The organism is Cupriavidus sp. SHE (genome assembly GCF_000812445.1).
GTDB classification, from domain to species: domain Bacteria; phylum Pseudomonadota; class Gammaproteobacteria; order Burkholderiales; family Burkholderiaceae; genus Cupriavidus; species Cupriavidus metallidurans.
The window spans coordinates 14,192-38,083 of record NZ_JWMB01000019.1 but is presented as its reverse complement, the minus strand read 5'-3'; the positions used below and the strand labels follow the sequence as shown (position 1 = coordinate 38,083).

At 60.2% G+C, this 23,892-nt stretch carries 24 protein-coding genes; 22 read left to right on the top strand and 2 right to left on the bottom strand.

What is annotated here, in order from left to right:
* Window positions 1-48 precede the first annotated feature (48 nt).
* On the bottom strand, window positions 49-1,590 hold the full coding sequence (locus RN01_RS10165) for a deoxyribodipyrimidine photo-lyase (RefSeq protein ID WP_017511667.1): 1,542 nt from the start codon (window positions 1,588-1,590) through the stop codon (window positions 49-51).
* 65 nt (window positions 1,591-1,655) lie between these two features.
* Here RN01_RS10165 and RN01_RS10160 point away from each other — a divergent pair, with 65 nt between their 5' ends.
* The 8 genes from RN01_RS10160 (at window position 1,656) to RN01_RS10125 (ending at window position 8,612) form a co-directional block, all read left to right on the top strand.
* Window positions 1,656-2,363, top strand: a complete 708-nt coding sequence (locus tag RN01_RS10160; RefSeq protein WP_017511666.1) for a pseudouridine synthase — start codon at window positions 1,656-1,658, stop codon at window positions 2,361-2,363.
* Window positions 2,364-2,459: 96 nt separating this feature from the next.
* Complete coding sequence (locus tag RN01_RS10155; protein ID WP_008646285.1) at window positions 2,460-3,032, top strand: YqgE/AlgH family protein; 573 nt, start codon at window positions 2,460-2,462, stop codon at window positions 3,030-3,032.
* Window positions 3,025-3,462 (top strand): Holliday junction resolvase RuvX, encoded by a 438-nt coding sequence (gene ruvX / locus RN01_RS10150; RefSeq protein ID WP_017511665.1) that lies wholly within the window; start codon window positions 3,025-3,027, stop codon window positions 3,460-3,462. Before RN01_RS10155 ends, ruvX begins: the two co-directional genes overlap by 8 nt.
* Window positions 3,459-3,983, top strand: a complete 525-nt coding sequence (gene pyrR, locus RN01_RS10145) for a bifunctional pyr operon transcriptional regulator/uracil phosphoribosyltransferase PyrR (RefSeq protein WP_011517314.1) — start codon at window positions 3,459-3,461, stop codon at window positions 3,981-3,983. The genes ruvX and pyrR overlap by 4 nt, the downstream gene beginning before the upstream one ends.
* Window positions 3,984-4,033: 50 nt before the next feature.
* Complete coding sequence (locus RN01_RS10140) at window positions 4,034-5,005, top strand: aspartate carbamoyltransferase catalytic subunit (RefSeq protein ID WP_008646281.1); 972 nt, start codon at window positions 4,034-4,036, stop codon at window positions 5,003-5,005.
* 41 nt (window positions 5,006-5,046) lie between these two features.
* On the top strand, window positions 5,047-6,321 hold the full coding sequence (locus RN01_RS10135) for a dihydroorotase (RefSeq protein ID WP_024569044.1): 1,275 nt from the start codon (window positions 5,047-5,049) through the stop codon (window positions 6,319-6,321).
* 36 nt (window positions 6,322-6,357) lie between these two features.
* Complete coding sequence (locus tag RN01_RS10130) at window positions 6,358-7,194, top strand: 1-acyl-sn-glycerol-3-phosphate acyltransferase (protein WP_024569043.1); 837 nt, start codon at window positions 6,358-6,360, stop codon at window positions 7,192-7,194.
* A 221-nt stretch (window positions 7,195-7,415) separates the two neighbouring features.
* Window positions 7,416-8,612 (top strand): hypothetical protein, encoded by a 1,197-nt coding sequence (locus RN01_RS10125; RefSeq protein ID WP_017511662.1) that lies wholly within the window; start codon window positions 7,416-7,418, stop codon window positions 8,610-8,612.
* Between the two features lie 43 nt (window positions 8,613-8,655).
* Here the strand turns inward: RN01_RS10125 and RN01_RS10120 are convergent, their stop codons facing one another.
* Window positions 8,656-9,516 (bottom strand): symmetrical bis(5'-nucleosyl)-tetraphosphatase, encoded by an 861-nt coding sequence (locus tag RN01_RS10120; RefSeq protein WP_017511661.1) that lies wholly within the window; start codon window positions 9,514-9,516, stop codon window positions 8,656-8,658.
* Window positions 9,517-9,750: 234 nt separating this feature from the next.
* On the opposite strand from RN01_RS10120, the gene rfbB reads away from it, so the two are divergent.
* The 14 genes from rfbB (at window position 9,751) to RN01_RS10050 (ending at window position 23,848) form a co-directional block, all read left to right on the top strand.
* Entirely contained in the window at window positions 9,751-10,815 is a 1,065-nt protein-coding gene (gene rfbB / locus RN01_RS10115) for a dTDP-glucose 4,6-dehydratase (RefSeq protein WP_017511660.1), read from the top strand.
* Entirely contained in the window at window positions 10,805-11,722 is a 918-nt protein-coding gene (rfbD, locus tag RN01_RS10110) for a dTDP-4-dehydrorhamnose reductase (protein WP_017511659.1), read from the top strand. The genes rfbB and rfbD overlap by 11 nt, the downstream gene beginning before the upstream one ends.
* An 11-nt stretch (window positions 11,723-11,733) precedes the next feature.
* Entirely contained in the window at window positions 11,734-12,612 is an 879-nt protein-coding gene (gene rfbA, locus RN01_RS10105; RefSeq protein ID WP_024569042.1) for a glucose-1-phosphate thymidylyltransferase RfbA, read from the top strand.
* Window positions 12,609-13,160 carry a dTDP-4-dehydrorhamnose 3,5-epimerase gene (rfbC, locus tag RN01_RS10100; RefSeq protein WP_017511658.1) on the top strand — a complete coding sequence of 184 codons (552 nt, stop codon included), beginning with the start codon at window positions 12,609-12,611 and terminating at the stop codon, window positions 13,158-13,160. Before rfbA ends, rfbC begins: the two co-directional genes overlap by 4 nt.
* Window positions 13,161-13,184: 24 nt before the next feature.
* Window positions 13,185-14,486, top strand: coding sequence for a flippase (locus tag RN01_RS10095; protein ID WP_017511657.1), 1,302 nt, complete (start codon window positions 13,185-13,187; stop codon window positions 14,484-14,486).
* 73 nt (window positions 14,487-14,559) lie between these two features.
* Window positions 14,560-15,903, top strand: a complete 1,344-nt coding sequence (locus RN01_RS10090; RefSeq protein WP_039016667.1) for an O-antigen polymerase — start codon at window positions 14,560-14,562, stop codon at window positions 15,901-15,903.
* 100 nt (window positions 15,904-16,003) lie between these two features.
* Window positions 16,004-16,822 (top strand): glycosyltransferase family 2 protein, encoded by an 819-nt coding sequence (locus RN01_RS10085; RefSeq protein WP_024569600.1) that lies wholly within the window; start codon window positions 16,004-16,006, stop codon window positions 16,820-16,822.
* A gap of 57 nt (window positions 16,823-16,879) precedes the next feature.
* Complete coding sequence (locus RN01_RS10080; RefSeq protein ID WP_017515153.1) at window positions 16,880-17,923, top strand: polysaccharide biosynthesis protein; 1,044 nt, start codon at window positions 16,880-16,882, stop codon at window positions 17,921-17,923.
* 4 nt (window positions 17,924-17,927) lie between these two features.
* Complete coding sequence (locus RN01_RS10075) at window positions 17,928-19,055, top strand: capsular polysaccharide biosynthesis protein CapF (protein ID WP_024569599.1); 1,128 nt, start codon at window positions 17,928-17,930, stop codon at window positions 19,053-19,055.
* 18 nt (window positions 19,056-19,073) lie between these two features.
* The gene (gene wecB, locus RN01_RS10070) at window positions 19,074-20,204 is read left to right on the top strand and encodes a non-hydrolyzing UDP-N-acetylglucosamine 2-epimerase (RefSeq protein WP_024569598.1); all 1,131 of its coding nucleotides are present in this window, start codon (window positions 19,074-19,076) and stop codon (window positions 20,202-20,204) included.
* An 18-nt stretch (window positions 20,205-20,222) separates the two neighbouring features.
* Entirely contained in the window at window positions 20,223-21,443 is a 1,221-nt protein-coding gene (locus RN01_RS10065) for a glycosyltransferase family 4 protein (RefSeq protein WP_024569597.1), read from the top strand.
* Between the two features lie 22 nt (window positions 21,444-21,465).
* A complete protein-coding gene (locus tag RN01_RS10060; protein ID WP_017514194.1) occupies window positions 21,466-22,095 on the top strand; it encodes an N-acetyltransferase in 630 nt (209 codons plus the stop codon).
* The gene (locus tag RN01_RS10055; protein WP_017514195.1) at window positions 22,092-23,255 is read left to right on the top strand and encodes a DegT/DnrJ/EryC1/StrS aminotransferase family protein; all 1,164 of its coding nucleotides are present in this window, start codon (window positions 22,092-22,094) and stop codon (window positions 23,253-23,255) included. Before RN01_RS10060 ends, RN01_RS10055 begins: the two co-directional genes overlap by 4 nt.
* Complete coding sequence (locus tag RN01_RS10050) at window positions 23,255-23,848, top strand: sugar transferase (RefSeq protein WP_017514196.1); 594 nt, start codon at window positions 23,255-23,257, stop codon at window positions 23,846-23,848. Before RN01_RS10055 ends, RN01_RS10050 begins: the two co-directional genes overlap by 1 nt.
* The last annotated feature ends 44 nt before the right edge of the window (window positions 23,849-23,892 follow it).

Genomic DNA, 23,892 nt, shown 5'->3' with positions numbered 1-23,892 from the left:
GCCCTTTCCCGCGCCATTGGCCGAGGTGGGACGTAAGTGCTCATATGCTCACGCTTTCGCGCTCTTCACCACACCGTACCGCTCGAGCGCTTCCTTCCGCGCCACATCGTGCTGAACGATCGGGCGTGGATAGTCTTTTCCAAGTGTCACTCCCGCTGCCCGTAGCACCTCATTGGGTGCCGTCCACGGCGCATGGATGTACCTGTCGGGCAGCGCGGCCAGCATCGGCAGGTACTTCCGGATGAACTGCCCCTGCGGATCGAATTTCTCCGACTGCGTGACCGGATTGAAGATACGGAAGTACGGTTGCGCGTCGCAACCCGTCGAGGCCGCCCACTGCCAGCCGCCGTTGTTGGCGGCAAGGTCGAAATCGTTGAGCTGGTCGGCGAAGTACTGTTCGCCACGGCGCCAATCCACGCCCAGGTCCTTAACGAGGAAGCTGGCGGTCACCATGCGCAGGCGGTTGTGCATGTAGCCGCTCTGGCGGATCTGGAGCATCGCTGCGTCGATCAGCGGATAGCCGGTCTGCGCGTCGCACCAGGCTGCGAAGTGCCGGTCGCCCGTGGCCGGCGCGATCCACCGCAGCGCATCGTATTCGGCGTGAAACGACTTACCTTCCGCCACGCGCGGATGGTGATGCAGGATCATGAAATAGAAGTCGCGCCAGATCAGTTCCGAGAGCCAGACGCCTGCGCCTTCGCTCGCAGCACCGCCGCGCAGCATGGCGTCATGCGCGGCGCGGGCGAGTGTGCGGATCGAGATCGTGCCGAAGCGCAGGTGAACCGAGAGATAGCTTGGCCCCCGCACGGCCGGAAAATCGCGCCGACGGCCGTAGTCGCCAATGCGGGACAGGAATTCGTCGAACAGCGCGTGAGCGCCGTCGCTGCCCGTGGGCATGGCGATCCCAGCCAGGTTGGTGGCAGTGAAACCGAGGTCGGCCAGCGTCGGCAATTGCCCCCGGTACCGTTGTGGAACAGGTGCAATCGCTTCCAGGTGTTTCCCGATCGGATATGGCCGCAGGTCGAACGGCCGCACCGTGCGCAGCCAGGCGTTCTTGTAGGGCGTGAACACGCTGAAGGGGCGGCCCTGGCCAGTCAGGATCTCGTCGCGTTCGAAGATGACCTGGTCCTTGAACGTGAGCAGCACCCGGCTGTCGGCGGCTAGCGTCCGGCGCACGGCTTCGTCGCGATCGTTGGCGGCCGGCTCGTAATCATGGTTGGCGAAGACGGCCTCCACTTCAAGCTCTGCGGCCAGCCTCGGAATTGCCTGCCGCGCGGTGCCGTCGAGCACGATCAGGCCGCCGCCCGAATCTTCCAGCGCCCGGCGCAATGGCTCCAGCGAACGCAGGATAAACTCGACGCGGCGATCGGCATGCAGCCCCCGCGCCAGCAGCGGCGCCAGGATTTCCCGGTCGAACACGAACACGCACCATACCTGCCGGCAGTGCTTGAGGGCATAATGCAGCGCCGCGTTGTCATCGGTGCGCAAGTCGCGCCGGAGCCAGACCAGGCCGCGGGTAAAATTCCGGTCGATCCGGTAAGGCAGGCGCGCGGCGTCGGCTTCAGATTCGGGGGAGGGCGATCCAGACATCGCCGTAACCTAACATAGCAACCGGAACTCCAGCAGTCCCATCCAAGCAGCAGAAAGATATTCCCATGGCCACGACACTCGACCGCATCCTGCAATCCCAAGGCTTCGGCACCCGCCGCTATTGCGGCGATCTGGTGGCAGCCGGGCTGGTCGAGGTCAACGGTGAACTCTGCGAGGACCCGGGTGCGCGTTTCGAGGTGGACGGGCTGCGCCTGATGGTCGACGGCGAGGAGTGGCTGGCGTGCACCAAGGCCTACGTGATGCTGAACAAGCCGACGGGCTACGAATGCTCCCAGCGTCCGCGCCATCATCCAAGTGTGTACAACCTGCTGCCGGTACCGCTGCGCCAGCGGGAGGTCCAGGCTGTGGGGCGGCTCGATCACGACACCACCGGATTGCTGCTGCTGACCGACGACGGCCAGTTCATCCACGCCCAGACCTCGCCGAAGAAGCAGGTGCCGAAGATTTACGAAGTGACGACCTTCGACCCGGTTACGCCGGAGCAGGTGGAAGCGTTGCGCACTGGCGTGAAGCTCGACGACGAACCGGCGCCGATTGCCGCCGATGCGTGCAAAGCGACCGGCGAGCGCAGCCTGCGTCTGACGCTGCTGCAGGGCAAGTACCATCAGGTCAAGCGGATGGTCGCCGCGGTGGGCAACCACGTGACCGCGTTGCATCGCAGCGCGATCGGCGGACTGGTGCTCGACCCCGCGCTGGGCCCCGGAGAATGGCGCTGGCTCACGCCCGAAGACCTGGCCGCGCTGCGCGGGTGAGGGCGTTGAGGCAGCAATAAATGTTGCACTGCGGCATGTCGCCGGACGCCGAAGTTTTACGGGAAGTCGCTGCGGTGATTTGGTAGAATGCAAGCCATGGCGACGTCCGAAGCTCCAATCAATCTCACCAATCAGTTCCTGATTGCCATGCCCGGCATGGCCGATCCGACGTTTTCAGGTTCCGTCGTCTATCTTTGCGAGCACAACGAGCGCGGCGCGCTCGGCCTGGTGATCAACCGGCCGATCGACATCGACATGGCCACGCTTTTCGACAAGATCGATCTCAAGCTCGAAATCCAGCCAGTTGCCCATCAGCCGGTCTATTTCGGCGGCCCGGTGCAGACCGAACGCGGCTTCGTGCTGCATGACCCGGTCGGCATCTATGTGTCGTCGCTGGCGGTGCCCGGCGGGCTGGAAATGACCACCTCCAAGGACGTGCTCGAAGCCGTGGCCAACGGCAGCGGCCCGCACCGGTTCCTGCTCACGCTCGGTTACGCGGGGTGGGGCGCCGGCCAGCTCGAGGACGAACTGAGCCGCAATGGCTGGCTGACCGTTCAGGCCGATCCCGAGATCATTTTCAGCGTGCCCCCCGAGGAACGTTTTGCAGCGGCCATTCGCCTGCTCGGCATCGACATCTCGATGCTTTCGGGTGACGCGGGACATGCCTGACCAGCTGGGGCGCGAGACGCCCCTCGACGGCACGGTGCTTGCCTTCGACTATGGCGAGAAAAAAATCGGCGTGGCGCTCGGTAATTTCATCACCCGGCAAGCCAGCGCACTTACGATCCTTCCGAATGTGACGGTCGAGGCCCGCTTCGACGCCGTTGGCGAACTGATTCGCCAGTGGACGCCGGTGCGACTCGTGGTCGGGATGCCGGTCAATCCGGAAGCTGGCCCCGACGACGAGGAACAGCCCTCGATGCGGCTTGCGCGCCGCTTTGGCAACCAGTTGAACGGACGCTTCAATCTGCCCGTGGAATGGGTGGACGAACGCTACTCCTCGCGCGCCGCCGCCATGGCGGGCGCCAAGCGAGGCGCGCTCGACGCCGAGGCAGCCCGGATCATCCTGCAACAGTATTTCGACGAACTCCCGCTATGACCCAGACCTCTACACCCGACGCCGAGGCGCTGTATCACGCGCTGCGCGACCAGGCCCAGGCCCTGATGCCCTCCAGCGAGCGTGCGCGCTGGTCCGTCGCGGGGATCTACTCCGGAGGCGCCTGGATCGCCGAGCGGCTGGCGTCCGACCTGCAACTGGGCGGGCACGGCGTGATCAACGTGGCCTTTCACCGCGACGACTATGCCAAGAAGGGCCTGCACAGCCAAGCGCAGTCGACCACGCTCCCGTTTGAGGTGGAAGACCGCAATATTCTGCTGATCGACGACGTGCTGGCCACGGGGCGCACGATTCGCGCCGCCGTCAACGAACTGTTCGACTACGGCCGTCCGGCCCGCGTGGCGCTGGCCGTGCTGGCCGATCGCGGTGGCCGGGAGTTGCCGATCGCCGCCGAATTTGCCGCTGTTACCGTCGCGCTGCCCCAGGACAAGACCTTGGTGCTGTCGCGCCAGGGCGAGGGTGCGGACACCCGCTTTGCCTTTGCCACTGAAGTCCGTAGCTGAACCCGCAAGCACGCAAGTACCACACAGATAGAACCCGCGCCCGACCTGCCATGACCAAGACGTTTCGCAACCCGCAGCTCACCAAGAACGGCGAACTGAAGCACCTGCTGTCGATCGAGGGGCTGTCGCGTGACATGATCACGCACATCCTCGATACCGCCAGCCAGTTCGTATCGCTCTCCGACTCCGACCGCGAGGTCAAGAAGGTGCCACTGCTGCGCGGCAAGAGCGTGTTCAATCTGTTCTTCGAGAACTCCACCCGGACTCGCACGACGTTCGAGATCGCGGCCAAGCGGCTGTCGGCGGACGTGCTGAACCTGAACATCAATGCGTCGTCCACGAGCAAGGGCGAATCGCTGCTCGATACGATCAACAACCTGTCGGCGATGTCGGCCGACATGTTCGTGGTGCGCCACGCCAGCTCGGGCGCGCCCTACCTGATCGCCGAACACGTGGCCCCGCACGTGCACGTGATCAACGCCGGCGATGGCCGCCACGCGCACCCGACGCAGGGCCTGCTGGACATGTATACGATCCGGCATTTCAAGAAGGACTTCACGAACCTGACGGTGGCGATCGTCGGCGACATCCTGCACTCGCGCGTGGCGCGCTCGGACATCCACGCGCTGACCACGCTGGGCGTGCCGGAAGTCCGCGCGATCGGGCCGCGCACGCTGCTGCCGTCCGGGCTGGAGCAGATGGGTGTGCGGGTCTTCCACAACATGGAAGAGGGCCTGAAGGGCGTGGACGTCGTGATCATGCTGCGCCTGCAGAACGAGCGGATGACCGGCGCGTTGTTGCCGTCGGCACAGGAGTACTTCAAGGCCTACGGTCTGACCCCGGAGCGCCTGGCGCTGGCCAAGCCTGATGCCATTGTGATGCACCCGGGCCCGATGAACCGCGGCGTGGAGATCGACTCCGCCGTGGCAGACGGTCCGCAATCGGTGATCCTGAACCAGGTGACGTTCGGCATCGCCGTACGCATGGCCGTGATGGGCATCGTGGCGGGTAATAACGATTGAGCCGGACCCCGGATACAACGAACAGCACACACCGACAGAACATGAAGATCCATATCCAGGGTGGCCGCCTGATCGACCCGGCCGCGAACGTCGACGCCGAACAGGACCTGTACATCGCCGCCGGCAAGATTGTCGGCGTGGGCCGCGCGCCCGCTGACTTCCATGCCAACAAGACCATCGACGCCCGCGGCATGATCGTGTGCCCGGGGCTGGTCGACCTGTCCGCCCGCCTGCGCGAGCCGGGCTACGAATACAAGGCGACGCTGGAATCCGAACTGGCCGCCGCCACTGCCGGTGGCGTGACCAGCCTGGTCTGCCCGCCTGACACCGACCCGGTACTCGATGAGCCGGGGCTGGTGGAGATGCTCAAGTTCCGCGCTCACAAGCTCAACCAGACGCATGTGTACCCGCTGGGTGCCTTGACCGTCGGTCTGAAGGGCGACGCGCTGACCGAGATGGGCCAACTGACCGAGGCCGGCTGTGTCGGCTTCAGCCAGGCCGAGGCGCCCATCCATGACACCAAGGTGCTGCAACGCGCGATGCAATACGCGCAGACATTCGGCTTCACGCTGTGGCTGCGCCCCGAGGATCCGTTCCTCGGCGGAGGCGTTGCCGCGAGTGGTGCCGTGGCGTCGCGCCTGGGTCTGTCGGGCGTGTCCGTCATCGCCGAGACCGTGCGTCTGCACACGATCTTCGAATTGATACGTGCCACGGGCGCACGCGTGCACCTGTGCCGCTTGTCGTCCGCTGCCGGGCTGGAACTCGTGCGTCAGGCACGCAAGGAAGGCCTGCCGGTCACGTGCGACGTGAACATCCATCACGTGTCGCTGACCGACATGGACATTGGGTTCTTCAATAGCCAGATGCGCTTCACGCCGCCGCTGCGCGGCGCTCGCGATCGCGACGCAATCGTTGCCGCGCTGGCCGACGGCACTATCGACGCACTCTGCTCGGATCACACCCCGGTGGACGACGACGAAAAGCTCCTGCCTTTCGCCGAGGCCTCGCCGGGCGCTACAGGCTTGGAACTGCTGCTGCCGCTGACGCTGCGCTGGGCCAGCGAGCACAAGGTGCCGCTCGTGCGCGCGCTGGCTCGCATTACCAGTGAACCCGCGCGGGTTATCGGCTTGAATGCGGGATCGCTGACCACGGGCAGCATGGCCGACGTGTGCGTGTTCGACCCGAAGCAACTCTGGAAGGTGGAGCGCAGCGTGTTGAAGAGTCAGGGCAAGAACTCGCCGTGGCTCGGCTACGAGATGGAAGGGCGCGTGCGTACGACGCTGGTCTGCGGCCAGGTCGTCTACGAGCAGCGCTGACAGGCCGGGCACCATCGAGGCAACACGGGGTCGACGATGATCTGGTTACGCAAGGCGCGGCTGGCATTTCACTTGCTGCGTGGGATGCTGTTCTGTGCCACTGTCTTTCCGTGGGCGAGCGCGCGTCTGCGCGAACGTCTGATCCGAGCATGGTCCCGCAAGCTCCTGGCCATCTGCGGCATCGAGGTGGAAGTCTTGGGCCTGGCGCCAGGGCAGGCGGCCCCCAAAGGCGCAATGCTGGTGTCGAACCATATCTCGTGGCTCGACATCTATGTCATCCATAGCTGGCAGCCCGTGCGCTTCGTCGCCAAGTCGGAGATCCGCAACTGGCCCGTAGTTGGCTGGCTGTGCGACAAGACCGGCACGATCTTTATCGAGCGCGCCCGCAAGCGCGACGCGCACCGAGTGCTCCACCACATCACCGAAGTGATGCAGCAAGGCGACCTGGTGTGCGTGTTCCCCGAGGGCACGACCACCGATGGCAGCAAGGTGCTGCCGTTTCACGCGAATTTGATGCAGGCGCCAGTGGCCGGGAAACTGCCGGTGCAGCCGGTAGGGTTGTCCTACCTGGACGCCGCAACTGGCAAGCCGACGCTGGCACCGGCCTACATCGACGACATATCGCTGGTGCAGTGCCTGAACGCTATTCTCAAGTCGCCACCGATCAAGGCGAGGCTGGTGATCGGGCCGCAGTTGCATGCTGCTTCAGCCGGACGAAGGGAGCTGGCGGAGTCGGCGCGGGAGGTGGTGACGCATCTGGTGGAGGGCGCGCATGAGGCGGCCCACGGTGCTGCCGAGGCATTTCATTCCCTGCCAGTCGCGGCAACGCCGCCGGTCCTGATGACGGGCGCCGCGCCTGCCGCAGGCCACTGACTTGTACCGGTTTCAGATAATCTTTGATTCCACTAGCCCTTCTGTCGAGGGGTAAATAGATGAAAACCCTGCTGATGCACTTCGTGTATTGTTACGCTTTGTAATTTTTCGCTGAAATCTTATTGTCGCGACTTGATTTCGCTGCTAGCGGCGCATCGCGAGATTGGCTGGCGGCAGTCGATAGTTCGGGGTTTCGGCGAGAAGCGATACAGGGTTTTGTGATGGGTCAGAAGGAAGAGTTTAGTCAGGCGGTGAATTGGTCGCCATTGGCAAAGTCGATCGTCCGCTGGATCTCCGCAAACAGGAAACCGTTCCTGTTGACGATGGCTCTGGCTTCACTGGCATTGTTTGCCTTGATGTCATACCTTCTTCGCCACTATCAGAGCGAGGGCTTCCTGCGGGCGTCCCGGCCTCTGACGGATTTCAATGCCCAGCGTACGACCTTTGAGGACAAGGAAAGCTTCCAGCGCTTCCTGCGGGCCAACAAGCTGACGGACTCCCCGAACGCGGTGTACCTGGCACATGCCATCGGTCCGGGGCTCATGCAAAGGCAAGTGAAGGTTGTCCTGCCTTATACGAAGGACGACCTCAGGTTCCTCGCCGATCTAAAAACTCCGCTGGATTCCAACATCCTGGGCTTCTCCATGACTTTTGCCGGTGCGACGCCGGACGATGCCGCGGCACGTGTGAGTCTGATGGGTGACTACCTCAAGGACACGATGCTTCGTCAGGACTTGCTTGACAACATCCATCAGCGAGCCGGGGAAGTCAGGGCAGAGAAGCAGAAGCTCGATAACAAGCTGATCGCCAAGCGCGTAGAACTCGAAGAGGCCGCACGCAAGCTCAGTGCGCTGAAGGAGATTGCCGCCAAGTATCCCGATGCGTCGAAGTACGAGTCGCGACAGCTGCTATCCTCCGACACCGACGGCGCGCGTTATTTGTCACCGATGATGCAGCTTGTGGGCGTGGAGTCGAGCATTGTGGATATCCGCAATGAGCTGGCCTCGCTGGAACGCGACGAAGCGCAGAATGATCTGCGGCTCAAGTTCTATGCGGGCGCCGAGAAGCTCAATCCCTCCGTGAAGTCAGGTAAGGAGTTGCTGGATGACTTCAGGAGCTTGCGGGCGGAAACGTTCAAGGATGTGAATCTCGACGACGACCGCGCTCGCGAAGTCGTCAACAAGATCGACCTGCTGGCGGAGACACTGCAGACGAAGGACCTGGTGAGTGCGCGCTTCGTCTCAGGCCCGTCTGTGCCCGACCGCCGTACGGGTCCGGGGAATCTGATGATGCTGGTCTTCTCGCTGGTATTCGGTGGGGTTTTCGCAGCTGCGGCGTTGGCGGTGCTGGGCTGGATGAAGGCGCGAAGGAGCAAACGTTCTGTCGGTGGGCTCGTCGAGCCTGGTGTGCAGATTTAAGGACTGTTGCGGTTTAGATGCCCCCGGCTACCGGGGGCTTGGCTCAGGCAAGTGGATCCTGGTACTGCGGACAGTCGACCTGAATGATCGTCCGTAGTTCGGGCCGGGCGGCCAGCTTCGCGGCGGTCAACCTGCCTCCCCAGACGCAGCCAGTATCGAGTGCGATCAGGTTGGGACGCATCACCAACCCCAGCGTCGACCAATGCCCGCAGACCACTGTCACGTCGGCAGTGCGCCGGCCTGGGACATCAAACCACGGCATGACACCCTCCGGTGCGCTGTCCAGTCCTTCCTTGGTTTTGAGGTCCATGACGCCTTCCGCGGAGCAGTAGCGCAGGCGTGTGAGTGCGTTGACGATGACCCGATGCCGTTCGATGCCGATCAGGTCGTCGCGCCACCTGACAGCGGTGTTGCCGAACACCCCGGAGAGAAACTCCCGCCAATTGGGCCCCTGCAATTCGGCTTCGACTTCCTGGGCGAGCGCGATCACCTGGTCGGCGTCCCACTGCGGCAAGATGCCGGCATGCACGATCAAGAAATCGTCCTCACGGATTGCCAGTCGTTGATGGCGCAGCCATGTGAGTAATGCTTCACTATCTGGTGCCCTCAGGATGTCGTCGAACGTGTCCGATTTGCCCTTTTTGCGAACGCCGGCAGCAACTGCAAGCAGGTGGATATCGTGATTGCCTAGCACCGTGCGCACCCGGCTGCCCATGGTCATGATGGTGCGCAGGGTTTCAAGCGAGGCGGGCCCACGATTGACCAGGTCGCCCACCAGGCGGAGCGGTGCGTCGTGCGGCAGGCGCTCCAGAAGCTCGAAAAGCGATGGCGCGCAGCCTTGAAGATCACCAATGGCAACTGGTGTGGAGCATGGGTGGTAATCGCCGGCTATGGGGTATTGCATGCTGTTGCAGACATTTGAGTGGATTTTCCCAGTGGGTTGCGTAAATAGTTACACGGCGCTACAAAAAGTTGTCCGAAGGTCTCGGGAGCCGACTGCGGGTCAGATAGAATACCGCCACTAGAATACCGCCACTTCAAGAAAGACTTATAAATGACCGCTTTTCCTGGGGATCAAGCGGCGCGGTGGCTTTTGTCGGGAACGCGGATACGTTGATAGGTAAAAGGGAGTAAGAGTTTGTCGCACATTTTTGTCACTGGCGGAGCGGGGTTCATCGGCGCCAATTTCGTGCTCAACTGGCTGGCCCAGCCGGGAGCGGACGGCGTCGTCAATGTCGACAAGCTGACGTACGCGGGCAATCGCAAGACGTTGTCGTCGCTGGATGGCGATACCCGTCACGTATTCTCGCAGACGGATATCTGCGACCGAGACGCCCTTGACCGGTTGCTAACGGAGTACAAGCCGCGCGCAGTGGTGCATTTCGCGGCCGAAAGCCATGTGGATCGATCCATCCACGGTCCGGCCGAATTCATCCAGACAAATATTGTTGGCACCTTCACGCTGCTCGAAGCCGTGCGTGCCTACTGGAGCGGCCTGGAAGGTTCGGCCAGGACGGACTTCCGTTTCCTGCACGTTTCCACTGATGAGGTATTCGGTTCGCTCGGTCCAGCCGATCCGCAATTCGCCGAAACTACCGCGTACGCGCCGAACAGCCCGTATTCCGCTTCGAAGGCTGCCTCCGACCACCTGGTCCGCGCTTATCACCACACGTATGGTCTGCCGGTCCTGACGACCAACTGCTCCAACAATTACGGCCCGTATCACTTCCCCGAGAAGCTGATCCCGCTAATGATTACCAATGCGCTCACGGGCAAGCCTTTGCCGGTCTACGGTGATGGCCAGAACGTGCGTGACTGGCTGTACGTTGGGGATCACTGCAGTGCCATTCGCGAGGTGCTGGCGCTCGGTCGCCTTGGCGAAACTTACAACGTTGGCGGCTGGAACGAGATGACCAATCTGGACGTTGTGCACACGATCTGCGATCTGCTCGATCAGCTCAAGCCCAAGGCCAACGGTTCCTATCGCGATCAGATCAGCTTCGTGAAGGATCGCCCCGGCCATGATCGCCGCTATGCGATCGATGCGCGCAAGCTGGAACGCGAGTTGGGCTGGAAGCCGTCCGAGACTTTTGAGAGTGGGCTGCGCAAAACGGTCCAGTGGTACCTGGACAATCAGGCCTGGGTGCAAGATGTGATTTCCGGTGAATACCGCAACTGGGTGGCCAAGCAATATGCAGCCTGAGGCACCCAAGACGCCCACCGTGCTTGTGACGGGATGTAACGGGCAGGTCGGATTCGAACTTAAGCGCAGTCTGGCCCCTCTCGGTCGCGTGATTGCGCTCGATCGCGCCGTATGTGACCTGACTCGCCCGGACGATATCAGTCGGATCGTGCGCGAGATCCGGCCAGACGTCATAGTTAATCCGGCCGCCTATACGGCAGTGGACAAGGCCGAAACCGACGAGGGGACAGCGTTCGCCATCAACGGCGAAGCGCCTGGCGTGCTTGCCGAGGAGGCTAGGATGTTGGGTAGCCTACTGGTGCACTACTCCACTGACTATGTTTTCGGTGGACATGGCGATGCCCCCTATATGGAAACCGACGCCGTCGATCCTCAGTCCGTGTATGGCAAGAGCAAGCTGGCTGGCGAGCAGGCGGTCATGGCATCGGGCGCTACTGCGATTATCTTGCGCACATGTTGGGTAGCGGGCGCCCATGGAGGCAACTTCGCCAAGACGATGCTGAAGCTCGGGCGCGAGCGCGATAGCTTGCGCGTGATTGCCGATCAGTTTGGCGCTCCGACCACGGCATCACTGATTGCAGATGTGACGGCGCAAATCGTGGCACGTCACTGGCTGTTCGGCGAGCGCAGTGCCTTTCCGGCCGGCATCTATCACCTGGCTGCGGCGGGCGAGACCACTTGGCACGGCTATGCGACGGAAGTGCTCACCTACGCCGCACAGAAGGGCGTGGCGCTCAAGGTGAACCCCGCCAGCATCGAGCCAATTCCGGCCACGGCCTATCCGTTGCCGGCTCCGCGGCCACTAAACTCGCGACTGGATACGCGCAAGCTTCGCGAAACTTTTGGCATTCACCTCCCGGAGTGGCAGCAGGGCGTTCGTTTCCTGCTTGACCAGATCCTTCCCTGAGTCAGGACACCATGCGTAAGGGCATCATTCTCGCCGGCGGCTCCGGTACCCGCCTGTATCCGATCACGCGGTCTGTTTCCAAGCAGCTCCTGCCGGTCTATGACAAGCCGATGATTTACTATCCCCTGTCCACGCTGATGCTTGCGGGGATCCGGGACATTTTGATCATCTCAACGCCCGAAGACACGCCGCGTTTCGTAGCAATGCTCGGGGACGGCAGCGACTGGGGTATCAATCTGCAGTACGCGGTGCAGCCGAGCCCGGACGGGCTGGCGCAGGCGTTCATTATCGGTCGCGACTTCATCGGCAATGATCCCGCCACCCTGATTCTCGGGGACAACATTTTCCATGGGCATGATCTGGTGCGCCAGCTCGAGCGGGCCTCTGCCCAGGACAGCGGTGCAACGGTGTTCGCGTATCACGTTCACGACCCCGAACGTTACGGCGTAGTCGAGTTCGACGCCAATTTCCGCGCCGTATCGCTTGAGGAAAAGCCGCTCAAGCCGCGTTCTAGCTACGCGGTAACGGGACTCTACTTCTACGACCGCCAGGTCTGCGATATCGCCGCCGATATCAAGCCATCGGCACGCGGTGAACTGGAAATCACGGACGTCAACAAGCGCTATCTGGAGATGGCGCAACTGGACGTCGAAATCATGGGGCGCGGGTATGCGTGGCTGGACACCGGAACCCACGATTCCCTGTTGGAGGCAGCCAGCTTCATTGCCACGTTGCAGAACCGGCAGGGCCTGATGGTGGCGTGTCCCGAAGAGATCGCTTACCGCAGCAAGTGGATCAGTGCCGAGCAGGTCGCCCGACTGGCTGCGCCGTTGGCCAAGAATGACTACGGAAGATACCTTCAGCAAATTACTTCGGAGGCAATCAAATGAGCCTGACTGTTACCAAAACGGCCATTCCCGAGGTCCTTATCATCGAACCGAAGGTCTTTGGTGATGCGCGCGGCTTTTTTCTCGAGAGTTTCAATCAGCGGGCATTTGCCGATACGACCGGCGTGAACCTGGAATTTGTCCAGGATAATCACAGCCGTAGCGCCAAGGGCGTGCTGCGCGGACTACACTACCAAGTTGTTCAGCCGCAAGGAAAGCTCGTGCGAGTTGTGCGCGGCGCCGTCTTCGATGTCGCGGTGGATATCCGCAAGGGGTCATCCACGTTTGGGGTATGGGTTGGCGTGGAGTTGACCGAGGATAATCATCGGCAGCTTTGGGTGCCGCCGGGCTTTGCTCACGGTTTTGTGGTGCTGAGCGATACTGCGGATTTCCTGTACAAGACGACGGACTATTACGCGCCGCAGCATGAGCGCTGCATTTCATGGAGTGATCCGGAGGTCGGCATCGAATGGCCGCTTGCGAAGTATCAGATCGATGTTCCCCAGTTATCGGAGAAGGATAAACAGGGGGGGCGACTCCAGGATATTTAAGATCGAGAATTATTGGCGCTCCACATGTCGCTTAAACGAGATACGCTCTACAACCTGATTGGCAATGGCGTCCCGCTGCTTGCGGCCGCCATTACCATCCCTTTTCTGCTCAAGACGCTCGGGGCCGAGAAATTCGGAGTACTGACGCTGATCTGGGGGTTGATCGGGTATTTTGGCCTCTTCGACTTTGGTGTCGGGCGCGCCCTGACCTATGAAGTCAGCAGGCGGCTGGCCGACGAGAACAACAATAGCGCAGCCGCGATCCGCCGGGTTATCAAGGCAGGCCTTGTTATCACCACGGTCACAGGGCTGGTCGGGTGTCTGATCGTTCTTTTCGTGGTGGCGCCGTTCTCGGGAACATGGTTCAAGCTTTCGGCCTTGACGCAGGCAGATGCCAAAGTGGCATTTGCCATCACGGCTATTGGAATCTTGCCCACGACAGTGACAAGCGGCTTGCGAGGCGCGCTTGAAGGCTTTGGCCACTTCGCTCCGTCGAACGTGACGCGGGTTATCCTGGGCGCGTTGATGTTCCTCGTGCCGGCAGCGGTGGTGATGGCGGGCAAGGCAGACCTGTATTACATCGCCACAGGCCTGGTGTTTGCCCGCCTGGTGGTTTGCGGCTTGGCGTTCTTTCTGCTGCGCCATCACATTGACGCGCGATTTGATGTCACTTCGAGCGATATCCGGCCGCTGTTGGGATTTGGTGTCTGGGTGACGATCAGCGGTATTGTCAGTCCATTGATGGTATTTGGCGACCGCTTCTTTATTTCGGCGGTGATTGGTGCCCATGATCTGGCTGCTTATGCCATTCCGCAGGAAGGCTTGCAGCGGCTACTGATCATTCCCGCGGCACTTGCGACAGCGCTCCTGCCGAGAATGGCGGGCATGTCCTCTTCGCTGGATCTGGCCGATTTGTACCATCGGAACATGAAGCGCATTGGCGTTGCAATGTTCCTGATCCTGGTGCCGTGCGCGCTTCTGGCAAAGCCAGTCCTGTCCATCTGGATCTCGCCGGCCTTCGCCGCTTCCTCGGAAACCATTGTCTTGGTTCTGTGCCTGGGACTCTGGTTCAACTCTCTTGCGCAAATGCCGATGACATTGCTCCACGCTGTCGGGAGGCCGAAGCTGGCGGCAGTATCGCATCTCATCGAGTTGCCGCTTTACATTCTCATGATCGTTGGCCTGTCCAAGGCGTTCGGTATTACCGGCGCTGCAATGGCATGGTCGCTGCGGGTGATTGTCGATTTTCTGGTCTTCAACTGGTTCGCACGACAGGCGCTCAATGTCTCGGGTCGAGGCTGGGCGACCCGCAAGGGCGCGTTATGAACCGGCAGATCCGCGTGCTAACGGCGCCTGGATGGCACTCTTGCGTCCTTAGAGACGCAGTCTGAGGAGACACATGATGTGGATCTTCATGATGAAGAGCGTAGCCCTTGGCGGAGCGGCATTGCTGCTGTTGGTGGCGATTGCTTCGAAGCGGATTGTTGGCTCGTGGATCAATGCGGCAAGTATCTTTTCATTGTTCTGGTTCGCCTACACGGCATTCCCACTGGTCTTCGCGTGGGACGTGCCGATTAATCTTGGCGCGATCTTTTATATTGTCCTGTTCAATGTGCTGTTTGCTTCCAGTGTGGTGTTCTTCAACTGGGATGCGGCCTTGCACGCCAACAGGAACAAGGTATCGGCTCACGCCGCGTTTGGCTCCCGGTTTCTTGTGCAGGTACTGCTGGTATCGTCGGTACTTACAATCTTGTGCAGCTTCCAGGGAATGCGGCTTCAGGGTGTGGAGTTCAACGGTAATATTTTCGAGTTCGCGGGCAGTTATGCGGCACTACGCTATGCCAACGCTCTGACGGAGAACATCTACTCGAAGCTTGGGGTGCTGCTCAATTTCTTCGTGATTGTCCTGGGAGGACTGGTTTGGGGCGCCGCGCGTGGCGGACGGCTGCGAGGGGTCGTGCTATGCGCGACCTTTGCCCCCGTGTTGCTGCTGATGATCACGCAGAGCGCGAAAGGGCCTTTCCTTCTGTCTCTGGCGATGTTTCTTGGCGCCGTTCTGGTGACCCGAGTCTACGACAAGCAGTACTACCTGATTGACAAGCAGTCGGGGCGGATTCTCGCGAAATGGGGGCTCGCCTGTTTTGCGCTGGTAATGGTGACTTTCCTGTCCCGTGGCGTCGACCGGGAAGGGGGCATTGGCTCCATCTTTCACACGCTCTGGGAATACCTGCTTTCGTATTCGTCGGGACACTTATACGGGTTTGCTGACTGGTTTTCCGGGAGGTATTTCGACTATTCGATGGTCCCGTACGATCGAAGCGATTCCACATATGGCTTTTACAGCTTTATGTCCTTCTTTCGTATGCTTGGTGATGATCGGCCGGTGCCTCTTGGTGTGTACGAAGAGGTGTACGACTATCAAGGCCTGCTGGTTACGAATATCTATACCGCCTTTCGGGGGCTGATTACGGACTTTTCACTCGCTGGTTCGCTGCTGGTCGGCTGGTTTGCGGGGTTCTTCTGTAATTGGATATCTTTCGGGCTCTACAGAAAGGCTAATGGTGCCTTTTTTGTGGTGGCGTTTGTTTATTTTTTTGGATTTGCATATCAATCGTTCGTGATCAGCACGTTCACGTGGGCTTCCGTTCCGGCATCGTTCATCATGCTGGTCGCATTCCTTTCGATCTACTTCAATGTTCGGCTGAGCGCGAAGCATGCCCGCGTAGGCGAGGTTGGTGGTTGAGATTGCTGGTCGGTTGTCCTTTGAGGCGCTGCAGTCAGGCCAGGAGACAGGATGTTTGGACGGCTGAAAGGCGCGATGGACCGAAGTGAGGGGTAAGAATATGAAATGCGCGTTTATTTGTGTCAATTACAACGGCTCGCAGGTTACGTCGAAGTTTGTTTCGAGCGTTAGAAGCCTGAGCGAGAGGGCCGGACCTGGGATGGTTGAGGCGATCATCGTCGACAATGCATCGGAGTCGAGCGACTACGAGTCGCTCAAGGTACTTGTGCGGGAGGCGTGGGAAGACGCGAAGGTGATCCGCTCCGATGTCAATCTGGGATACTTCGGCGGGCTTAACCTTGGTCTGGCCGCGATTGATCCGCGGAAGTACGATTGCGTCATCGTCGGGAACAATGACCTGACTTTTGACGAGGACTTTCTCGAAAAGCTCGCCGCGGGTGTGTACACCGATGACACGCTGGTAGTCGCACCGAACGTCATCACGAAGGATGGCTATCACCAGAATCCGCATTGCATCACGCGTGTACCGGCGACGCGGAAATTTCTGTATCGCCTTTACTACCTCGACTACCGGGTTGCCCGCTTCCTTACCTGGGGGGCGAACTTCCTCAAGTCGCTGAAGGGTGGGAGAAAAAATCTTGCCGCGCACGAGTCCTGTTTTGTCTACATGGGTATTGGCGCGGTCTACGCTCTGAGGCCCGGCTTTTTCAAGCACTACGACCGGCTTGATGATTCGGTGTTCCTGTACGGTGAGGAGGCGCTGCTGGCTGGCCAATTGGTGGCGGTTGGCGGCAGGATGTTCTACGACTCGAACGTAGTCGTGCATCATGCCGAAAGTGCCACACTATCCAAGTTGCCTTCGAAGAAAACATACGATTTCGCAAAGGCCTCGTATCCGAAGTACCGGTCGTTCCTTTGATCTTGGTAATTCCAGGCCCTCAAGAACCATTACGCAAGTCCCTTACGAAATTCCAAGATGCTCAACAGTCATACTCTCCTGATTACCGGCGGAACTGGCTCTTTCGGCAATGCCGTGCTGCGACGCTTTCTTTCTACCGATATCGCTGAGATCCGGATCTTCAGCCGCGATGAAAAGAAGCAGGATGACATGCGGAAACGCTACAACAACCCGAAACTGAAGTTCTATATCGGCGATGTTCGGGATGCGCGGAGCATTGAGTCCGCCATGCGTGGCGTGGACTTTGTCTTTCATGCGGCAGCACTGAAGCAGGTTCCGTCCTGCGAGTTTCATCCGATGGAAGCCGTGCGCACCAACGTGCTTGGTACCGAAAATGTGCTGACCGCCGCGGTGAATGCAGGGGTGAAGCGCGTCGTCTGCCTGAGTACCGATAAGGCGGTGTATCCGATCAATGCCATGGGCATCAGCAAGGCGCTGATGGAGAAGGTCATGGTTGCGGCGAGCCGTAACCTGGAGGGTACCAACACTGTCATCTGCGGTACTCGTTATGGCAACGTCATGGCTTCGCGTGGTTCCGTGATACCGCTCTTCGTTGAGCAAGTCCTCGCGGGCAAGCCCATTACGGTGACTGATCCCACCATGACCCGCTTCATGATGACCCTGGCGGACGCTGTCGACCTGGTGCTGCATGCCTTCGAGCACGGTAACAACGGCGACATCTTCGTGCAGAAGGCGCCGGCCGCCACGGTCGAGGTGTTGACCCGCGCCATTCTCGAGTTGATGGGCAAGCCCGAGCATCCCGTTCACGTTATCGGGACGCGTCACGGAGAGAAGTTGTACGAGGCCCTGCTCGGCCGCGAAGAAATGGCGTGCGCCGAAGACATGGGCGATTACTTCCGTGTACCGCCGGATGGCCGCGATCTCAACTATGCGAAGTTCGTGGAAGAGGGTGAGCAACGCATTACCCAAAGCCTGCATGGTGAAGACTACAACTCGCACAACACGAACCGCTTGGACGTTGAAGGCATGAAGACGCTGCTCCTGAAGCTGGACTTCATGCAACGCATCGCCCGTGGCGAACACGCTGTTGCCGAGGAGTGAGACGATGAGGGTACTGATTACCGGAGCCAACGGTTTCGTCGGCAAGAATCTCCGCCTGCATCTGTCCGAGCGCAAGGATGTGGAGGTGGTGACCTTCACGCGTGACGATGATCCTGCCAACCTGCCCGCGATGCTGCGTGAGGTCGGGTTCGTGTTTCACCTCGCGGGTGTCAATCGGCCGCAGGACCCGCAGGAGTTCGTGACGGGCAATGCCGACCTGACACAGATCCTGGCGCAGGCGATCCGTGCCGAGGCTGAATCCACGGGGCGCAAGGTTCCGGTGATCTACGCGTCGTCCACCCAGGCAGCGCGAGATAATCCCTACGGACTGAGCAAGCGCTCAGCCGAACAGGCATTGTTCGAAGCACTGCGCAGCCAGCAAATCCCTGTTCACGTATTCCGCCTGCCCAATGTGTTCGGCAAGTGGTGCAAGCCGAACTACAACTCGGCAGTGGCCACGTTCTGCCATAACATCGCGCGCGGTCTGCCGATCCAGATCAATGATCCGGCGGCGCCCGTTACGCTGGTCTACGTTGATGATGTCATCGAACGCTTCCTGCAATTGCTGGATGGCGCCGATGCTCAGGTGGATGCGGAGGGATTTGCGCTCGTCGCGCCGCAGTACTCCACCACGGTGGGTGAGCTTGCCGAACGCATCCAGGGATTCCGCGATAGCCGTGATACCTTGACGATCGATCGAGTAGGTACCGGCCTGATCCGTGCGCTGTACGCAACCTATGTCAGTTACCTGCCGGTGGATACGTTCTCCTATCCGGTGCCGAAGTACGGCGATCCGCGCGGCGTGTTCGTCGAAATGCTCAAGACCTCCGATAGTGGCCAGTTCTCGTATTTCACGGCTCACCCGGGAATCACGCGTGGCGGGCACTACCATCACACGAAGACGGAGAAGTTCCTGGTGATCAAGGGCCAGGCGCGCTTCAAATTCCGGCACATGCAGACTGGCGAGGCGCATGAACTGGTGACGACGGGTGCGGAGCCGGAAATCGTGGAAACCGTCCCAGGCTGGACGCACGACATCACCAATATCGGGCAGGACGAGATGGTGGTCATGCTCTGGGCAAATGAGGTGTTCGACCGGCAACGTCCGGACACGTTTGCCTGTCCCCTTTGAATTGAATATTCGACGCTGATGAAGAAGCTCAAAGTCATGACCGTGGTCGGTACGCGACCCGAGATCATCCGTCTGTCGCGTGTGCTTGCGCGTCTGGACGAACACTGCGATCACCTGCTCGTGCACACGGGGCAGAACTACGACTATGAACTGAACCAGATCTTCTTTGACGATCTCGGTATTCGCAAGCCCGACCATTTTCTCAATGCGGCGGGCGGCACGGCCGCGGAAACCATCGGCAAGATCATCATTTCCATGGATGAGGTGCTTGCGGTGGAGAAACCGGAAGCACTGCTCGTGCTTGGTGACACCAATAGCTGCCTGTCGGTCATCCCGGCCAAGCGACGCAAGATTCCGATCTTCCATATGGAAGCGGGTAACCGCTGCTTCGACCTGCGCGTGCCCGAGGAAACGAATCGCCGCATCGTGGACCACACGGCCGACATCAATCTGACCTACAGCTCGATTGCGCGAGAATATCTGCTGCGAGAGGGCTTGCCACCAGACATGGTGATCAAGACCGGCAGTCCAATGGCGGAGGTGCTCGCCCATTACCTGCCAGGTATCGAGAAATCCGATGCACTTGCGCGACTTGGCCTGCAGGAGAATGGCTACTTCGTGGTCAGCGCGCATCGCGAAGAGAATATTGACTCCGATATCAACTTCGGCAAGCTGGTTCAGGTGCTCAACACCGTTGCCGAGCACTATGACCTCCCCGTGATCGTCTCCACGCACCCGCGCACCCAGAAGCGCGTGGATGCCATGGGTGCAAAGTTTCATGGGAATGTGCGCCTGCTGAAGCCACTGGGCTTCACGGACTACAACAAGCTCCAGTGTTCGGCGCGGGCTGTACTGTCGGACAGCGGCACGATCAACGAGGAATCGTCGATCATGAATTTTCCGGCGCTTAACTTGCGTGAGGCGCACGAGCGTCCGGAAGGCATGGAAGAGGCTGCCGTGATGATGACCGGCCTCTCGGTCGATCGCGTCATGCAGGGGTTGGCAGTGCTGCAGACGCAGCCGCGCGGCGAGACACGTCTGCTGCGCCAGGTGGCCGATTACAGCATGCCGAACGTCTCCGACAAGGTCGTGCGGATCATTCATAGCTACACGGACTATGTGAACCGCGTCGTCTGGAAAAAATACTGAAGCGAAAAGGAGACCGTCTTGCGAATCCTGTTCGTTTCGCAGCTGTTCGACCCTGAAAACTCAATCAAAGGCCTGGAGTTTGCCAAGCGGCTACAGGCGTTAGGCCACGAGGTTGAAGTGATTACAACGTTTCCGAGTTATCCGGGAGGCAAGATCTTCCCCGGATACCGGATGCGATGGCATCAGGTCGAGGAGATCGACGGGGTGAGGATCGTGCGGTTGCCGACGATCATCAGCCATGGCCGGTCGGCGGTGAAGCGCATGCTCAGCTATGCCTCGTTTGGCGTGGTGTCGTCATGCCATGCGCTGTTTTTCGCAAGGAAGGCGGACGTTATCTATGCCTACTATCCGCCGGTTATCGTGGGCTTCGCCGCAATGCTGGTGCGCTTTTTCCGGAAGACGCCGTTCGTCTATGACGTCCAGGATCTCTGGCCGGAAGCGTTGGTGGCAACCGGCATGGTTCGGGAAGGGCGCATCACACGATTCGTCGACCGGCTTTGCGGATTCATTTACCGCAGTGCCGCACGTGTCGTGGTGCTGTCGGACGGTTATCAGCGGGCACTCGAATCCAAGAAGACGCCGCGCGACAAGATCAAGCGCATCTTCAACTGGTGCGACGAGGGGCGGACGGCGGCAGTGGCTGAGCCGGAGGAGCCGGTTCTCGATCCGGGATACTTCAATGTTCTCTATGCCGGCAATATGGGGGCAGCTCAGGCGCTGAGCCATGTCGTCGATGCCGCGGCACTGGTCGAGAAGCAGGGCATGGACAGGATCCGCTTTGTGTTCCTGGGCGCTGGTGTGGAGTGCGATGCACTGAAGCGCCAGGCCTCCGAACTCGGTCTGAGCAATGTCCGTTTTCTGCCTCAAGTGACGGTGGATAAGGTAAGTGGCATCCTTGCAGCGGCCGATGTTCTGCTTGTTCATCTGGCCGATGCGAAGGTGTTCGAAATCACGATTCCGTCCAAGACCCAGGCCTATATGAAGACCGGGCGGCCAATCCTGATGGCGGTAAAGGGCGAGGCGGCTGACATCGTCGCCGATGCGCAGGCGGGTGTGGTTGTCGAGCCCTGCCAGCCACGGAAGCTTGCCGAAGCGGTCTTGAAAATGTCCGCGTTGCCACGTGTGGAGCTCGATGAAATGGGGCGCCGCGGACGCGATTACTACACGGATAAAATGAGTATGGAGAACGGAGTCAGGCAGGTAGACTCCATGCTCAGGCAAATTGTCGAGAACGCCTAGTTATCAGAGAGGGTAATTCAGTATGCGTCGTTTGGCCGAAGCCGATGATTTGAGCCAGGTGGTCGAGGTGCACTTGGCGGCCTTTCCGGGCTTCTTCCTGAGTTCCTTGGGGCGTCCGTTCCTGACGGTAATGTATCGTGCATTTCTCAGTCAGCCGGGTAGTGTTTTCGTCATCGCGGAAGATGGCGGGCGGCTGCAGGGGTTTGCCGTGGGTTCATTGAAGCGATCGGAAGGTGACCGGAGCCTGGCATTAAGGTACTTTCCAAGCTTTGTTGCGGCGCTGGTCCCCGCAGTCTTGCGGAATCCTATCAAGGTAACAAGGCGCATCTTTGGCCAGTTGTTTTCCGGACGGGGACAACCCGAATACCCGGATAACTCGGCCGTGCTGAGGAGCATTGGCATCCTGCCCGAAGAGAAAGGGAAAGGCCTGGCCAATGATCTGCTCGGAGATTTCGAAAAGCAGGCACTGGTCAAAGGGGCGGAAGCGGTTGTGTTGACCACGGATGCCGATGCCAATGACCGTGCGATTGGTTTTTACAAGAAGAACGGCTACGAAGTGCGAACCGAGTTTCGGCAGGATGGCGCTCGGCCGATGCTGCTGATGGGCAAGCATATTCGTGTCCCCACACAAGACTACAAGGGTGAACAATGACTGACGTCAAGCAGGAGTTTCTGCCTTTTGCGCTTCCGGAAATCGGCGAAGAGGAAATTGCGGAAGTCGTGAGCGCGTTGCGCTCGGGTTGGGTAACGACTGGCCCGAAGACCCGCCAGTTCGAGGCTGATTTTGCTGAGTTCCTCGGCGGCGGGCTGGAAGCCATCGCCGTCAATTCGGCGACCGCAGGTCTGCATCTGGGTCTAGAAGCGCTGGGCGTGGGCCCTGGTGACGAGGTGATTACCACCACGCATACGTTTACGGCGTCGGCCGAGATCATTCGTTATCTGGGCGCGGATCCTGTTTTTGTGGACGTTGATCCGAAGACGCTCTGCATCGACATTGCCGCGACCGAGCGGGCCATCACACCGCGCACCAAGGCGATCATCCCCGTTCACTTCGCGGGCCGCTCAGCCGACATGGAGGAGTTGCTGGCGATTGCGCGCAAGCACGGCGTGCGGGTGATGGAGGACGCCGCTCATGCATTGCCCACTACGTGTGGTGGCAAGCTGATTGGCACGCTGGACAGCGACGTCACGGTATTCAGCTTCTATGCCAACAAGACCATCACGACCGGAGAGGGTGGCATGCTGGTGACTCGCGATCCCGAGCTCGCCAAGCGCGCTCGTGTGATGCGACTTCATGGCATCAACCGCGACGCATTCGACCGGTTCACGTCGAAGGCCCCGAGCTGGTACTACGAAATCGTTGCGCCCGGTTTCAAGTACAACATGACCGATATCGCCGCGTCCCTGGGGATTCATCAACTCCGCAAGGCCCGCACCTTCCACGAGAAGCGCTCCTGGGTCGCCGGACTGTACGACGAGCTGCTGGCGGATCTGCCTATCGTCCGTCCTCCCCATGCCGCCCCCGGTGACGTTCACTCGTGGCATCTGTATGTGATTCAACTCGACGACACGGTCAAGGTGGGCCGCGACCAGTTCATCGAGCGCATGTTCGCTCAAGGCATCGGCTGCAGCGTGCACTATATCCCGATGCACCTGCACCCCTACTGGCGTGATACTTACAAGCTCACACCGGAAATGTTCCCGGCCAGCCAGCGAATCTATGAGCACACGGTCTCGTTGCCGTTGTACACGCGGATGACCGAGGCCGATGTCCGTCGTGTCGTGAGTGCGGTGAAAGAAGCGCTACGTTAATGGCCAAGCGGATTTTTGATCTTGTCGCCAGCGCTCTGGGGCTCCTGGTGCTGGCGCCATTGCTGCTTGCGCTCGCCTTGCTCGTCAAGCTGGAATCTCCGGGGCCGGTCTTTTTCCGGCAGGAGCGCGTCGGCCGGTACGGGCGCCTGTTCCGCATTCACAAGTTCCGGACGATGGTAACGGATGCGGAGCGGCAGGGCCTGCAGATCACCGTGGGCGCCGACCGGCGTGTGACCAAGGTTGGCACAGTGCTGCGCAAGTACAAGCTCGATGAGCTGCCGCAGCTGATCGATGTGGTGGCGGGAGACATGAGCCTGGTCGGCCCGAGGCCGGAAGTTCCCCGGTACGTGGACTGCTACCCCGCGGATGTGCGCGAGATCGTCCTCTCCGTGAGGCCGGGGATCACTGACTGGGCGTCGATCGAGTTCAAGGACGAGAACGAGATTCTTGGGGCAGCCAAGGATCCGCAGCAGGCCTACATTACCGAGGTACTCCCCATCAAGCTTCGCTACTACGTCAAGTACGTCAAGGAACGCTCGTTCTTTGGAGACTTGTGGGTCATTGTCTCGACAATCAAGAGCCTGGTGCGATAGAGGAAGGATTCGATCCAACCGGTAAGAACCATCGAGAAGTGTGG

What these genes read in the sequence shown, in the direction of transcription:
- RN01_RS10160 (WP_017511666.1), top strand. Translation starts at nt 1,656, where the DNA reads ATGGCCACGACACTCGACCGCATCCTGCAATCCCAAGGCTTCGGCACC.
- RN01_RS10135 (WP_024569044.1), top strand. Translation starts at nt 5,047, where the DNA reads ATGAAGATCCATATCCAGGGTGGCCGCCTGATCGACCCGGCCGCGAAC.
- RN01_RS10050 (WP_017514196.1), top strand. Translation starts at nt 23,255, where the DNA reads ATGGCCAAGCGGATTTTTGATCTTGTCGCCAGCGCTCTGGGGCTCCTG.
- RN01_RS10080 (WP_017515153.1), top strand. Translation starts at nt 16,880, where the DNA reads ATGCTCAACAGTCATACTCTCCTGATTACCGGCGGAACTGGCTCTTTC.
- RN01_RS10060 (WP_017514194.1), top strand. Translation starts at nt 21,466, where the DNA reads ATGCGTCGTTTGGCCGAAGCCGATGATTTGAGCCAGGTGGTCGAGGTG.
- RN01_RS10055 (WP_017514195.1), top strand. Translation starts at nt 22,092, where the DNA reads ATGACTGACGTCAAGCAGGAGTTTCTGCCTTTTGCGCTTCCGGAAATC.
- pyrR (WP_011517314.1), top strand. Translation starts at nt 3,459, where the DNA reads ATGACCCAGACCTCTACACCCGACGCCGAGGCGCTGTATCACGCGCTG.
- rfbD (WP_017511659.1), top strand. Translation starts at nt 10,805, where the DNA reads ATGCAGCCTGAGGCACCCAAGACGCCCACCGTGCTTGTGACGGGATGT.
- rfbA (WP_024569042.1), top strand. Translation starts at nt 11,734, where the DNA reads ATGCGTAAGGGCATCATTCTCGCCGGCGGCTCCGGTACCCGCCTGTAT.
- RN01_RS10120 (WP_017511661.1), bottom strand. Translation starts at nt 9,516, where the DNA reads ATGCAATACCCCATAGCCGGCGATTACCACCCATGCTCCACACCAGTT.
- RN01_RS10125 (WP_017511662.1), top strand. Translation starts at nt 7,416, where the DNA reads ATGGGTCAGAAGGAAGAGTTTAGTCAGGCGGTGAATTGGTCGCCATTG.
- RN01_RS10165 (WP_017511667.1), bottom strand. Translation starts at nt 1,590, where the DNA reads ATGTCTGGATCGCCCTCCCCCGAATCTGAAGCCGACGCCGCGCGCCTG.
- rfbC (WP_017511658.1), top strand. Translation starts at nt 12,609, where the DNA reads ATGAGCCTGACTGTTACCAAAACGGCCATTCCCGAGGTCCTTATCATC.
- RN01_RS10130 (WP_024569043.1), top strand. Translation starts at nt 6,358, where the DNA reads ATGATCTGGTTACGCAAGGCGCGGCTGGCATTTCACTTGCTGCGTGGG.
- RN01_RS10075 (WP_024569599.1), top strand. Translation starts at nt 17,928, where the DNA reads ATGAGGGTACTGATTACCGGAGCCAACGGTTTCGTCGGCAAGAATCTC.
- ruvX (WP_017511665.1), top strand. Translation starts at nt 3,025, where the DNA reads ATGCCTGACCAGCTGGGGCGCGAGACGCCCCTCGACGGCACGGTGCTT.
- RN01_RS10095 (WP_017511657.1), top strand. Translation starts at nt 13,185, where the DNA reads ATGTCGCTTAAACGAGATACGCTCTACAACCTGATTGGCAATGGCGTC.
- RN01_RS10085 (WP_024569600.1), top strand. Translation starts at nt 16,004, where the DNA reads ATGAAATGCGCGTTTATTTGTGTCAATTACAACGGCTCGCAGGTTACG.
- wecB (WP_024569598.1), top strand. Translation starts at nt 19,074, where the DNA reads ATGAAGAAGCTCAAAGTCATGACCGTGGTCGGTACGCGACCCGAGATC.
- RN01_RS10155 (WP_008646285.1), top strand. Translation starts at nt 2,460, where the DNA reads ATGGCGACGTCCGAAGCTCCAATCAATCTCACCAATCAGTTCCTGATT.
- RN01_RS10090 (WP_039016667.1), top strand. Translation starts at nt 14,560, where the DNA reads ATGATGTGGATCTTCATGATGAAGAGCGTAGCCCTTGGCGGAGCGGCA.
- RN01_RS10140 (WP_008646281.1), top strand. Translation starts at nt 4,034, where the DNA reads ATGACCAAGACGTTTCGCAACCCGCAGCTCACCAAGAACGGCGAACTG.